General features: G+C 60.8%; 11 protein-coding genes. 5 read left to right on the top strand and 6 right to left on the bottom strand.

All coding sequences use genetic code 11. From position 1 onward, the window contains the following. The first annotated feature begins 24 nt into the window (after positions 1–24). Genes accA through H598_RS0105155 form a run of 3 tightly spaced genes read left to right on the top strand, consistent with a single transcriptional unit; the run spans position 25 to position 4,306 of the window. Positions 25–984 carry an acetyl-CoA carboxylase carboxyl transferase subunit alpha gene (gene accA / locus H598_RS0105165; protein WP_028112059.1) on the top strand — a complete coding sequence of 320 codons (960 nt, stop codon included), beginning with the start codon at positions 25–27 and terminating at the stop codon, positions 982–984. Further along, positions 975–2,300: a tRNA lysidine(34) synthetase TilS gene (tilS, locus tag H598_RS0105160; RefSeq protein WP_028112058.1), complete on the top strand. Its 1,326-nt coding sequence runs from the start codon at positions 975–977 to the stop codon at positions 2,298–2,300. The genes accA and tilS overlap by 10 nt, the downstream gene beginning before the upstream one ends. A 56-nt stretch (positions 2,301–2,356) precedes the next feature. Further along, on the top strand, positions 2,357–4,306 hold the full coding sequence (locus H598_RS0105155) for a monovalent cation:proton antiporter family protein (protein WP_028112057.1): 1,950 nt from the start codon (positions 2,357–2,359) through the stop codon (positions 4,304–4,306). Here H598_RS0105155 and H598_RS23395 read toward each other — a convergent pair. Further along, the gene (locus tag H598_RS23395) at positions 4,264–5,427 is read right to left on the bottom strand and encodes a patatin-like phospholipase family protein (protein ID WP_051252441.1); all 1,164 of its coding nucleotides are present in this window, start codon (positions 5,425–5,427) and stop codon (positions 4,264–4,266) included. The genes H598_RS0105155 and H598_RS23395 overlap by 43 nt on opposite strands. Positions 5,428–5,758: 331 nt before the next feature. On the opposite strand from H598_RS23395, the gene H598_RS23390 reads away from it, so the two are divergent. Beyond that, entirely contained in the window at positions 5,759–6,382 is a 624-nt protein-coding gene (locus tag H598_RS23390; protein ID WP_051252438.1) for a TetR family transcriptional regulator, read from the top strand. Positions 6,383–6,464: 82 nt separating this feature from the next. Here H598_RS23390 and H598_RS0105140 read toward each other — a convergent pair whose 3' ends face one another. Beyond that, on the bottom strand, positions 6,465–8,180 hold the full coding sequence (locus H598_RS0105140; protein WP_028112056.1) for a proline--tRNA ligase: 1,716 nt from the start codon (positions 8,178–8,180) through the stop codon (positions 6,465–6,467). A 226-nt stretch (positions 8,181–8,406) separates the two neighbouring features. Here H598_RS0105140 and H598_RS0105135 point away from each other — a divergent pair, with 226 nt between their 5' ends. Next, positions 8,407–9,984: a CHASE domain-containing protein gene (locus H598_RS0105135; RefSeq protein ID WP_084144337.1), complete on the top strand. Its 1,578-nt coding sequence runs from the start codon at positions 8,407–8,409 to the stop codon at positions 9,982–9,984. Positions 9,985–10,057: 73 nt separating this feature from the next. Here the strand turns inward: H598_RS0105135 and H598_RS0105130 are convergent, their stop codons facing one another. The 4 genes from H598_RS0105130 to H598_RS0105115 all read right to left on the bottom strand — a co-directional run bounded on the left by H598_RS0105130 (position 10,058) and on the right by H598_RS0105115 (position 13,095). Then, positions 10,058–10,666 (bottom strand): acyltransferase, encoded by a 609-nt coding sequence (locus H598_RS0105130; protein WP_028112054.1) that lies wholly within the window; start codon positions 10,664–10,666, stop codon positions 10,058–10,060. Then, positions 10,659–11,369 (bottom strand): tRNA (N6-threonylcarbamoyladenosine(37)-N6)-methyltransferase TrmO, encoded by a 711-nt coding sequence (gene tsaA / locus H598_RS0105125; RefSeq protein WP_028112053.1) that lies wholly within the window; start codon positions 11,367–11,369, stop codon positions 10,659–10,661. Before tsaA ends, H598_RS0105130 begins: the two co-directional genes overlap by 8 nt. Continuing rightward, positions 11,359–11,742 carry an Rcs stress response system protein RcsF gene (gene rcsF, locus H598_RS0105120; RefSeq protein ID WP_028112052.1) on the bottom strand — a complete coding sequence of 128 codons (384 nt, stop codon included), beginning with the start codon at positions 11,740–11,742 and terminating at the stop codon, positions 11,359–11,361. Before rcsF ends, tsaA begins: the two co-directional genes overlap by 11 nt. A 78-nt stretch (positions 11,743–11,820) precedes the next feature. Beyond that, complete coding sequence (locus H598_RS0105115) at positions 11,821–13,095, bottom strand: amidohydrolase family protein (RefSeq protein ID WP_342663223.1); 1,275 nt, start codon at positions 13,093–13,095, stop codon at positions 11,821–11,823. Between the last annotated feature and the right edge of the window lie 2 nt (positions 13,096–13,097).

Genomic DNA, 13,097 nt, shown 5'->3' with positions numbered 1-13,097 from the left:
CAGGCACCTTTAGGTGATCAGACTATGAGCCTGGATTTTTTGGATTTTGAACAGCCGATAGCCGAGCTACAGGCAAAGATTGACGAGCTGAAGAACGTCAGCCGCAACAGCCAGTTGGACATGGATCTTCAGGATGAGATTCAACAGCTGGAAGAGAAGCGTGAAAACCTGATTACCAAGGTGTTTTCTGACCTTGGTGCCTGGCAGGTCGCGCAGATGGCCCGCCATCCGCAGCGCCCCTACACCCAGGACTACATCGACCGCATCTTCACCGAATTTGATGAGCTGTGTGGTGATCGTGCCTACGCCGACGATCCGGCCATTGTTGGCGGTACCGCCCGTCTGGACGGCATGCCGGTGATGGTAATCGGCCATCAGAAGGGCCGTGACACCAAGGAGAAGGTGCGCCGCAACTTCGGCATGCCACGTCCGGAAGGCTACCGCAAGGCGCTGCGCCTGATGGAGATGGCCGAGCGCTTCAAGATGCCGATCATCACTTTCATCGATACTCCGGGGGCCTACCCGGGTGTCGGCGCCGAGGAGCGCGGCCAGAGTGAAGCCATCGCCCGCAACCTGAAAGTGATGGCCGGCCTCAAGGTGCCGGTGATCTGCACCGTGGTCGGTGAGGGCGGTTCCGGTGGCGCGCTGGCCATCGGCGTCGGCGATCGGGTTAACATGCTGCAGTACTCCACCTACTCGGTGATCTCCCCCGAAGGCTGTGCCTCCATTTTGTGGAAAGACGCGGCGGAAGCGCCGAAGGCGGCCGAAGCCATGGGCATCACCGCCGAGCGTTTGCACGAGCTGGAGTTGGTGGACAAGGTGGTACCTGAGCCCAAGGGCGGTGCCCATCGCGACATCGACGGTATGGCCCGCAACCTGAAAGATCAAATTCTTGCCGATTTGAACTTGTTGAACACTCTGGATGTGGATACTCTGCTGGAACAACGTTACGACCGGTTGATGGAGTACGGTTATTGTCGTTAAACCAGCTTGAATCCAGTGTCAGGGCCGCGCTGTCGGCCCAGCTGGACAATGCCCGCCGCGTGGTCCTCGCCTACAGCGGCGGCATTGATTCTGAACTGCTCGCCAGCATCCTGGCCCGTCTGAGGCCGCAATTTCCTGCCCGCCCTTTTCTGTTGATTCATGTCCATCATGGCTTGTCGGATCACGCCGATGCCTGGGCCGAGCACTGTCAGCGCCGGGCCGAACTGTATGGCCTGCCGCTAACCGTGGCCAGGGTGACGGTGGAGCAGGGCAGCCGCATCAGCCTCGAGGCAGCCGCGCGCAGCGCCCGTTATCAAGCCCTGGATCGGCTGCTGCAGCCCGGTGACCTGCTGTTGACGGCCCAGCACAAGGACGATCAGGCCGAGACGCTGTTGCTGGCCCTGAAGCGAGGCAGTGGCCCGCTGGGGTTGGCAGGGATGTTGCCCAGCCAACCCTTCGCCGGTGCCACCTTGCTGCGGCCCCTGCTCGGCCACAGTCGCGCCGAGGTGGAGCTGGCGGCTCAGGAACTGGGGCTGGCTCACATCGAGGACGACAGCAACACCGATGTTCGATTCGATCGCAATTTTCTCCGTCACCGAATCCTGCCGCTGCTGACCGAGCGCTGGCCCGGGTTCAACAACGCGGTCGCCCGCAGCGCCCAGCTGTGCGGTGAGCAACAGAGCCTGTGTGATGAGATGGCCGCCGAGGATCTGAGTCGGCTCAGCCTGGCGGCGGATGGATTGGCGATCGAGGGCCTGAGTCTTTTGTCTGCGCCGCGGCGCAACAATCTGGTAAGGTATTGGTTACGACGGCATAACCTGATGATGCCCTCGCAGGTGCAACTGCAGCAGATCGCCCAGTTCTGGCTGGCACGCGAGGATGCGCAGCCGCAGCTGAAAGTGGGGCAGCATTGGCTGCGTCGTTATCGTGATGGCTTGTACCTGGTGGCCGAGGATGACGGGCCGCAGCTGGACACCGAGATGATGATTCCCCGGGTTCGGCAGCAGATGGCCAATGGCGAACATTGGTGCCTGGAGGCGGCCTGCAGCGGCGAACGCTTGCGGTTGCCGAAAGCGGGGGAGGCGATCACCATTCGTTACGACCTGCTCGGCACCCAGAGAGTCCGTCCTCATCTTCGCAGCGGCTCCCGGCCGCTGAAGAAGGTGTGGCAGGAGCTGGGTGTGCCCCCCTGGGTGCGCAGCCGCATTCCGATGCTGTTCTTTGGAGAGCAGTTGGTGGCGGCACTGGGATACTGGCTGGAGCGCGATGCGCTGGTGCTCGCCGGCGAAGGCTTGCTGCCAGTTCGACAAGACTGAGCGCTGGCCGTCTCACAATCGATTCGAGTACGCTTTCAGGAGGAAACGCACTGCCGATGGAACACGGTTCTCTGATCCCCATTCTGTTACTGGCGCTGGTGGCCATCGGTTCACTGGTGGTAACCCGACGCCTGCGGCTGCCGGTGATTCTGGCCTGGCTGGTGACCGGAGGCCTGGCGGGCAGTCAGGGATTTAACTGGCTGGAGAGTGGCCAGATTGCGCTGGTGGCGGAGATCGGCATCGTGTTCCTGATGTTCTCCCTGGGGCTGGAGTTTTCCCTGCCGCGATTGTGGGCCATGCGGGCCCGGGTGTTTGGCCTGGGCAGTGCCCAGGTTCTGATTACCCTGCTGTGTACCTCGCTGTTGTCCTGGCTGCTGGGCCTGGACGTGCGGGCTGCCTTTGTCTGCGGCGGTGCCATCGCCCTCTCTTCCACCGCCATTGTGCTGAAGCAGCTGGATGAACGGGGCTGGATCAACCGTCGTCATGGCGAACTGTCGGTCAGCATTCTGCTGTTCCAGGATCTGGCGGTGATTCCGCTGTTGATTGTGATTCCGCTGCTGGGATCCGACAGCAGCGGTGCGGTGCTGGCGATGGAGTTGTCCTGGGCGCTGCTGAAGGGGGCTGCGGCCTTCGTACTGCTGCTGGGGTTGGGCGGCTTCCTGCTGCCGAAGATTTTCGATGAGGTGGCGCGCTCGCGCTCCGATGAGCTGTTTGTGCTGACCACCCTGGCGGTGGCCCTGGCCACCGGCTTTGTGACCCTGTCTCTGGGGCTGTCCATGACCCTGGGGGCGTTTCTGGCGGGCATGCTGCTGGGTGAGAGCCAGTACCGTCAGCAACTGGAGGCGGACATTCGGCCGTTTCGGGATCTGCTGATGGGGCTGTTTTTCGTGTCGGTGGGGATGTTGCTGGATCTGTCACTGTTATGGGCGCAATTGCCGCTGCTATTGGCGTTGGTAGTGACCGTGATGCTGTCCAAAGCCGCCATCATCTGGGCCCTGGCCGGCCTCTCCGGTGAAAAAGCCAAAGACGCCCTGGCCACCGGCATCTGCCTGGCTCAGGTGGGGGAGTTCAGTTTCGTGCTGATTGCCCTGGCGGTGAAGTGGCAGGTGCTGGAGCGGGATCTGGCCAACCTGCTGGTAATGACTGGCATCTTTTCCATGGCGTTGACCCCGACGTTGGTGGATCGTTGCCTGGATCTGGCCAAGCAGGTACTGGGTCAACGGGAGCAATGGCTGGGAGATGAACCGCCCCAGCCGGAACTGGTCACCCGTGATCATGTGGTGCTGCTGGGCTATGGCCGGGTAGGCCAGACCATTGCCCGGTTCCTGAAGCGGGAAAAGATGCCATTTGTGGCGGTGGATCTGGATCCGATTCGTGTCCGCGAAGCCCGTACTGGTGGTGAGCCTGTGGTGTTTGGTGATGGCCGTCGTCAGGCGATTCTCAAAGACGTCGGCCTGCCCCATGCCAGGCTGGTGGTGGTGACTTTTGATAACCGCCGCGACATCTTCAATCTGCTGGATTGCATCAAGGGGCTGGCGCCCTCCATTCGCACCCTGGTGCGGACCCGGGACGACTCCACCCTGGAGGCGCTGGAACTGGCTGGCGCCGATCAGGTGATTCCAGAGAGCCTGGAGGGCAGCCTGATGCTGGTCAGTCAGGTGCTGTATCAATTGGGAGTGCCGTTGCCGAGGATTTTATTGCGCATCGAACGGGAACGGCGGGATCGCTATCGAATTCTGCACGGTTTCTTTGGTGGTGAGGATCTGGCCCCGGGGCGAGAATTGTTGCATGCGGTGACCCTCAGTCCCAATGCCTGGGCGGTGGGCCATTTCGTGGTGGAGTTGCCGCTGAATCATTGGCGGGTCAAGCTCGACGGCATCAAGCGAGACGGTGAAGCGTTGTCCTTCGTGCCCACGACCCGCTTGGCTCATGGTGACACCCTGCTGTTGCTGGGGACCCCTCATCAGGTTGAACTGGCGGAGCGGGCACTGCTGGAAGGGCCGTGATCATCAAGATCGAAGAACAGCTTCAATTGCCGCTGCTTGTCGTTGGCATCGTTAAAGCCCAGCTCTATCAACTCCTGGCAATACGCCGCTTCAAACATCAGATAGCTCAGCAGGCTGGACTCACTCTGATCATCCACCCCAATCACCTTTAACAGCGAACGCACGCCTCGGGGCAGAGAACCGTAGTGGCGCAGGGCGATGGCGTCCAGATTCTGTGACGGTTTGATGGTCATGGTTTCGACGGTTTTCAGTGGCTGCATCACCCGCCGCTCCGGTGGAATCAACGCCAGCGAGGCGTTGATGCGGGCGATGCGCTCCAGGTCTGAGTTGAGGGCATCGGAAAACACCGCGTCCAGCAGGTGACCGGTGATCAGGCCGCTGTTGGGCGGGTTGTGCTGGGGCGCGGGGTTGCCCGGGCTTTCGAGGTTGATGATGAAGATGCGATCGGCCCCCAGATGTATCGGTGCGCTCAACGGCGACAACTGGTGCACGGCACCGTCACCGTAATGCTCGCCGTCAATGGCGACCGAGGGAAACACCAAAGGAATCGCCGCCGAGGCCATCAGGTGATGTATGTCGATGCTGGCCGGCACCCCGCGGCGACGGAATCGTTGCCATGGGCTCAGGTTCGGTTGCCCCTGAAAAAAGTTGACGCAGCAGGGGTGGCGATAGCTGGAGGCGGCGACGGTCAGCGCCTTGAGGTGGCCGGCATCGATATGGCGTTCTATCTTTTCCAGCGGCAGAACCTGCTGCAGCAGCGTTTGCAGCGGGGCGTTGTTGAGCAGGCTAGGGGGCTGCTGAGGATCTTTTCGGTGCAGTACCTGATGCAGCAGGTAGCGGCCCAGAGGCCACGTCTGGGCGTGGTAGACCTTGCTGCTGGTGAAATTGCGCCAGATCCACTCCAGCTTGCGCACCCCTTTGTGAAAGGCGCCGGCGTAGCAGGCCAGGGTGGTGGCGTTGATGGCACCGGCGGAGGTACCACAGAGGATGGGAAACGGCAGGCCGTGGTTACGGGGATAGAAGTTGGCTATCGCCTTAAGTACCCCTATCTGATAGGCTGCACGTCCGCCGCCGCCGCTGAGTTGCAGGGCCCATTGGCCTTGGTTTGGTTTGGCTGTCATGTGTTTGCGTATCGTCCCTGTGACTGGATCCATGTTGTCGGTGGGCGCCGATACCATCGCCGTCATTTATTACCTGATAAAGACAATGGGATTAACAGGATGGCGCAATGAGATAAGTATAGTTCAGCGCCGAATCGGCTTGATACAAACTTGGCTGTATGTATAATAAGCGACTATACAAACATCCTTGCATGTAACTGAGTGTTCACCATGACAGCGTTCGTCGCCTACAATCCCGTCAGCTACCTGATCATCGGGGCGGGAGTAATATTTCTTTTGGCCTGGCTGTCAGATTGTCTGGCAAGCGACAGGCATTAACCGCGGAAACCCAATGGCCAGAAAGACCAAAGCCGAAGCCGAGAAGACCCGTCAGCTGTTGCTGGATGCGGCGTTAAAACTGTTTAGTGAGAACGGCGTGGCCAAAACCACCCTGGCGCAGATTGCGTCGGCCTGTGGAATGACCCGGGGGGCCATCTATTGGCACTTTGAGGACAAGGCGGCGATGCTGCACGCGCTGTTTGAGCGTTCCATCTCTCCGGAAATGGAACGCTTGTGGCGCAGCATTACCGATGAGGGGGCGGATCCACTGGAGTGCCTGCTTAAGGCCAGTCGCTCCTTCTGGCACGAACTGACCCGAGAGTCCAACATGCGCCAGGTGATGATGCTGTACCGACAGGCGGAGATGGTGCCCGAGCTGAGTGAAAGCCTGGATGAGCTGCATTGTCAGGAAGATTCCCACATGCAGCAAGCATTGCAGATGGCCCACGACCAGGGCAAGCTGCATCCGGGCATGTCGGTCAGCACCGCGTTCCTGCTGTTTAATGCCATGCACGATGGCTTGACTCGATTGATCTGCAGCCCTCGCCAGTGCATGCAAGGGGTGGATCTGGATGCGTTGCTGGATGAGCTGATCGACGGTGTGGGCCGTGCAGTCCGGGCGCCTGAGGCCCAGTAACGACGCTTCAGCCTGGCTGATATCAGCAAACACAAAAAAGGGTTGGCCATGGCCAACCCTTTTTGCTGCGGTAGAGGCGTGCTTAGCCGTTCAGCTTAGTGTTGAGGGCCTCGACGATGGCGTCGATGGCAACTTCCTCTTTGCTGCCGTCGGCACGCACTTTCAACTCGAAGCAGCCGGCATCGATGCCGCGCTCGCCGATCACGATGCTGTAGGGGATGCCCATCAGTTCGGCGTCGGCAAACATGACCCCGGGACGCTCTTTGCGATCGTCGAACAGCACGTCCACTCCGGCGGCCTGCAGGTCGTCGTAGATCTTGGCTGCCGCTTCCTGAACCCGGTGAGACTTGTGCATGTTCATTGGCACAATGACCACCTGGAACGGTGCGATGGCCGCCGGCCAGATGATGCCGCGGTCGTCGTGGTTTTGCTCGATGGCTGCCGCCACGATGCGGGATACCCCAACGCCGTAACAGCCCATGATCAGTGGCTGAGCCTTGCCGTTCTCATCCAGTACCGTGGCTTTCATGGACTCGGAGTACTTGGTGCCCAGCTGGAAGATGTGACCCACTTCGATGCCGCGGGCGATCTTCAGGGTGCCTTGGCCACATGGGCTGGCGTCGCCTTCCACTACGTTACGCAGATCTTCAACCCGTGGCAGGGCCACGTCCCGTTCCCAGTTGATGTTGAAATGGTGCTTGTCGTCGATGTTGGCACCGGCGCCGAAGTCATTCAGGGTGGCGACGGAGCGATCGATGATCAGGGGCAGTTTCAGGCCGACGGGGCCCAGGGAGCCAGGGCCAGCGCCGATGGCGTTGCGAATCTCTTCTTCGCTGGCAAATTGCAGTGGGGTGGCCACCTCGGCCAGCTTTTCGGCCTTCACTTCGTTGAGCTCGTGGTCGCCACGAACCATCAGCGCCACCAGGTCGTGTTCACAGCTGTCGCTGGCGTGCACAATCAGGGTTTTGACGGTTTTGTCGATGGCCAGGTCAAACTGCGCCACCAACTCATCGATGGTTTTGGCGTTGGGGGTGTCCACCAGGGTCATCTCGGCACCGGCGTCGCCGCGCTCACCCAGGGCCAGCGCTTCTGCTTTTTCGATATTGGCAGCGTAGTCGCTGTCGGTGGAGAACACCACCGCGTCTTCGCCGCTGGAAGCCAGTACCTGAAACTCGTGGCTCAGGGCGCCACCGATGGCGCCGGTGTCCGCCAGAACCGGGCGAAACTCCAGTCCCATCCGCTCCAGAATGTTGCAGTAGGCTTTGTGCATGGCGTGATAGGTATCATCCATGGTGGCCTGATCCAGGTGGAAAGAGTAGGCGTCTTTCATCAGGAATTCGCGAGAGCGCATTACGCCGAAACGGGGGCGGACTTCGTCACGGAATTTGGTCTGAATCTGATACAGGTTCAGCGGCAGTTGTTTGTAGGATTTCACCTCATTGCGAACGATGTCGGTGATCACCTCTTCGTGGGTCGGGCCCAGCACGAAGTCGCGGTGATGACGATCCTTGATGCGCAGCAGCTCTGGTCCCATGTCGTCCCAGCGGCCGGTTTCCTGCCACAGATCCGCAGGTTGTACCATCGGCATCAGGGTTTCCACTGCCCCGGCGCGGTTCATCTCTTCGCGGACGATGTTCTCCACTTTCTTCAGGACCTTCAGTCCAGTGGGCAACCAGGTGTACAGGCCAGAAGCCAGTTTGCGAATCATACCGGCGCGCAGCATCAGCTGATGGCTGATGATCTCGGCGTCTGATGGGGTCTCTCTGAGAGTGGAGACCAGGTAACGGCTGGTTCTCATCAATAAAATCCGTGCAAAAAAATGAAGCCAATATTCTATCAGGCCTGTGGCGCAAGTCTAATGGCACGGCGAGGTTGGGGCGGATTATCCGCCTATTTTCGCCTCTGCGACTGTCGTGAGCACCTTATACTGACAAGGGATTCGGTGATGTCAGCGAATCTAAGGTTAGTATTATTTGTTTTATATGGAATAATTGTTAAAAGTTTTGGCGGGAGTGCGGCAGCGAATGAGCAAGAGGCGATGGGACATCGTGGCGGTGGTGCTGGTCGGGGTGATGTCCACCTCATGGCTGGCGTTTAAGCTGTATCAGACCGAGCAGCAATCCCTGGAGCGCGATTTTGATTATTTTGCCGCCAACCAGGCCCGGCTGATCAAATGGCGCATCGATTCGTCGCTGTCGGTGCTCAATTACCTGTCCACCCTGTATCAGGGGTCTGATGAGGTCACCGAGCAGGAGTTTGCCATGGTGGCCGATGGCATCCTGGCCCGGCATCGTGAGATCAAGGCGCTGGAGTGGATTCCCCGGGTGAAGGCGAGTGAGCGTGGCGCCTTTGAGGCCGCGATGCAGCAACGTTATCCGGCTTTTACCTTTACCGACAAGGTGCAGGGGCAACCGGTGGCCGCCGGCCAGAGAGAGCGTTACTACCCGGTTTATTACGTGCGCCCCTTTTCTGGCAACGAGCGCCGCTTCGGCATGGACATGTCACGCCAACCCGAGGTGACCGACGCCTTTGAACTGGCGATGAACAGTGCCAATCCGGCGCTGACCGCCGTAAACCTGGATGTGGACCTTGGCAAGGTGGTGATGGCGGTGGTGCCCATCTACCACAGCCTGCCGCTGACGGTGGCCAGCCGGGAAAAGCTATTGAAAGGCTATTTGCTGGGGGTGTTTCAGGTGGAGGAGATGCTCCATGACCTGGTGCTCGACGGCCACCGGGCTCACCTCGAGTACCAGATCTGGGACGACAGCGGCGACAATAGCATCTTGTTGTTGGGGGCCGAACCGCACCCGACTGTGGCTGGCGAGCGCAGCAAGCGCTTTGTGTACGCCGACCTGGCTGGGCGTCAGTGGCGCCTGGAGGCGTTGGCCAATCCCGCATTCTTCTCCAGCAAGCGCAGCTTGACCCCCTATCTGGTCGGCATCGGCGGTGCCCTGGCAGCCCTAGCTTCCGGAGTGTTCATGTGGCAGATGCGTCGGCGCAACCGGGAGGTGGAGGAGTTGGTTCGAGCTCGTACCGAGGAGTTGAACCGGGTTAACCAGCAGTTGACCCGCCAGAGCCTCACCGATGGCCTGACTCAGGTGGCGAACCGGCGTCAGTTTGATAACTGGCTCAGCCAGGAGTGGGAGAGTGCCCGGCGAACCAGCAAGCCGATTACCTTGTTTGTCATCGATGTGGACCTGTTTAAATCCTATAACGATCGCTATGGCCATCTGGCCGGGGATCGGGTCCTGAAGAAGATAGCCCGAATGCTGGCCAGTCAGTTGAATCGGCCGCGAGATCTGCTGGCACGGTACGGCGGCGAGGAGTTCGCGGCAGTGCTGCCGGAAACCGGCCGCAAGGCGGTGAAATTTGCCGATAGCCTGCGGGCGATGGTGGAGGCGCTGGGTATCCCTCACGAGGGCTCCGACATCGGCAGTTATGTCACCATCAGCATTGGTGTGGCGACGCTGGTGCCCGAGGTGGATCAGACTCCGGAGCAGTTCTTCGAGTTGGCGGACAAGGCGCTGTACAAAGCCAAGAGCCAGGGCCGAAACCGCATCGCCTACCACAACGAACAGCACGGGGATCTGATGCTGGGCTGAGCCCGGTGCCGGCCTACCCTGGCAGAGTGCGGCGGCGGCGAGCCGCCGTTGGCGTCAAGGGGGGCTCGGGGGCTTAGGGCTGTCGACGATCGCCAATGACCCGGGCAGGGTTGCCGGCCACCTTGGCGTAGGCGGGCACATCCTTGGTGACCACCGAGCCCATGCCGATGACGGCGTGATCGCCGATGGTGACACCGTCGACGATGCAGACTCTGGCGCCCACCCAAACGTCTTTGCCGATCACCACCCCTTTGGAGCTGACGCCTTGTTGATACAGGGGTTGATCCAGTGCCATGCCGTGATTAAAGGCATAGATCGACACGTCGTGGGCGATGCGGGTCTGATCGCCGATGCGAATCCCGGCCCGGCCGCCATCGAGACTGCAGCCATGGTTGATGCTGACTTCATTTCCAAACTGCAATGGACCGTGGAGAAAGCTGTTGCTGGCCAGCATGCAGCGATCGCCGAAGACGATGTCGCGACCGGGTTCGGCAAACAGGGCACACTCCTCTGCCACAAAGCAGTCGGCGCCGAAGCGAACTGTTTCCAGCTCCATCAGCTGGTGCTGGTGCTGCTGCTGCCAGGGGCGAGCCCACGCCAGGTGCTTCTCCTTGAGACGATAATACAGCCACGGCATCCAGTTCAGTCGCTGCTTGTGCTGTGCGCGGTAGCGATCAGTCATGGCTGGCCAGCGGGGCTACCGCGATGATGTGATTGACGCCGTCGATCACTTGCCATCGCAGATCAAATTGGTGCAGTTGCACGCCGTATTCGCGGTCGCTGTCGCCTCTGTGATAACCGGGACGGGGGTCCTGGGCCAGCACCTGCTCCGCCAACTGACGAAAGCCGGGTTGACGACGTTCGGCGTCGTTCATCTGCCGCTGGGCGGCGTCACTGAGGGTGACGGCCATCGGCTCCGGGGGCTGTTGGGCAAAGCCGCCACAGGCGTCGGGCAGGGCGTCGGAGTAGGGCACATAGGGTTTGATGTCGTAGATCGGGGTGCCGTCCAGCAGATCGATGCCTTCAACCTCCAGATAGTGCTGGCCCTGTTCGCAGCCGATGCCCCGCAGTTTAACTGCCGACATGCCCAGGCCATTGGGGCGAAAGGTGGCCCGTGTGGCAAACACCCCCATGCGTTCGTTACCGCCGAGGCGCGGCGGCCGTACCGTTGGTTTCCAGCCTTGATGCAGGTTCTGATGGAAGCTGAAAATCAGCCATAGATACTCAAACTGCTCAATGCCTCGCAGCACATCGCCGGTGTTGCACTCCCCTTGCAGCAGCAGGCGGCCTACCGCCGCTGGCACCAGTCGTGGCTGCCGGGGAATGGCGAACTTCTGCTTGTAAGGCGACTGGCACAGGGCCACCGGTGTCATCTCAATCTTCATGAACCACCAGGGCGCGGGCGTAACAGACAATGGAGTGCTGGCAATGCTTGTCGGCACTGAGTTCGATGCACTGGCTGACCCAGATGGCGTTGGCCCCTTGATCTGCGGCCAGCCGACGGAGCTGGGTGCGGGCATCGGCCTGGCTGGCGGGCACGGCGTTGCTGTCGGCTTGACAGCTGGTGGCTTCCAGCAGTCCCAGATCCCGCTCAGCGGCGGGAGGGGTGCTGCCCTGATAAACCTGCACCTTACCGGCCTTGAAGTAGTCATCGACGGCATCGCTGTCGAGGTTGGATGAAAACTGGAACTGGCTGCTGCAGCCACTAAGCAGCGGCAGAACGAGGGCCCATCGGTGCCACGAGGTCAATGAAAACATGGGAGATATCCGAGTATAGAGATGACAGAAGTGTACCACAAAGGGGCCGCCGGGTGAGTGAACCGGCGGCCAGTGCCCTTAGCGAGCGGGCTTGTTCAGGTATTTGTGGTACAGCTGTTTATGGCGGTTATTCAGGTCGATCTGGCGGCCGTCGATCAGCACCATGCTGACCCGGCTCTGGCCTATGTCCAACAGGTCGCCGTCGCTGATCACCAGGTTGGCTCGATAGCCGACTTCCAGAGCCCCCATGTCGGACAGCCCCAGAATGTTGGCCGGGGACAGGGTGATCGCTTTCAGCGCCCGGGCACCGCCGAGGCCATGGGCGGCGGCGTAACCCGCGGCGAACGGCAGGTTACGGCTGTCCCAACTGCCGGGATAAGCCAGTGCCAGCTCAACCCCGGCGTCGGCCAGCAGGGCCGGAATGGTAAACGGCAGATCCACGGGTTCGTGGCGCCGCAACGGCAGGCTGTTGGCATGGGTGTACACCACCGGAACCTGTTGCGCCAGCAACTGGTCGATGAGGCGGTAGCTGTCGTAGCCACCCACCAGTACCATCTTCAGCCGATAGCGATCCGCCAGCCGTAACGCTTGCTCGATTTGTGGTTGAGTGTCGGCGTGTACAAACAGCGGCCGCTGCCCCTCGAACACCGGCAGCATCGCTTGCCAGCGCCGATCCTGGCGTTGGGCGTGTTGCCGATTCAGGTAATAGCCATAGGCCTGCTCAAACGCCTGGTTGAGTTGGGTCAGTTGCCGCTGTTGACGTTGCCGTTGTCGCTCTGCTAACTCGTCGTCGCTGACACTGAGATGAAGGTCGGGCCAATACAGGTGCAGCCCTTCGCCGCCGGGTACCAGGGCATCATCCAGGTTCCAGGCATCGAGGTTCAGAAGGGAGGACGTGCCCGCCAGCAGATCCCCGGAGGGCGTCAGCTGGATGTGGGTAATGCCGTTGCTGCGTACCGTGGGGATCAGTTCCGAGTCCGGGTTGTAGGCCACGGCGGCCCTCAGCTGCGGATTGAGTTGGCCCACCTCTTCGCTGTCGACGGTGGAACGGATCATCTCAATCTCTTCCAGGCCCAGGGTGTTGGCCAGGGCGATCAGGCCCGGGTACACTCGTTGGCCGCTGGCGTCAATAAGGCGGGCATCGGCGGGCACGGGCAGTGCGGTACCGATGGCGCGGATGCGACCCGCTTCCACCAGCAGGTCGGTGTTGGGCAATACGCCCTGGGTGACGGTGTGCAGGGTGCCGCCCTGAATCAGGATCGGTTGAGACTGGGGCGGCGCAACCATCAGGGCGGTGGCCAATGCCGGGCTACCTAGGGCCAGCAGTAGCAAGGTATACAGGGTTTTCATCATCG

It is taken from the genome of Ferrimonas kyonanensis DSM 18153, assembly GCF_000425405.1.
Classification (GTDB): Bacteria; Pseudomonadota; Gammaproteobacteria; order Enterobacterales; family Shewanellaceae; genus Ferrimonas; species Ferrimonas kyonanensis.
This window is presented reverse-complemented; position numbering and strand designations above follow the sequence as displayed.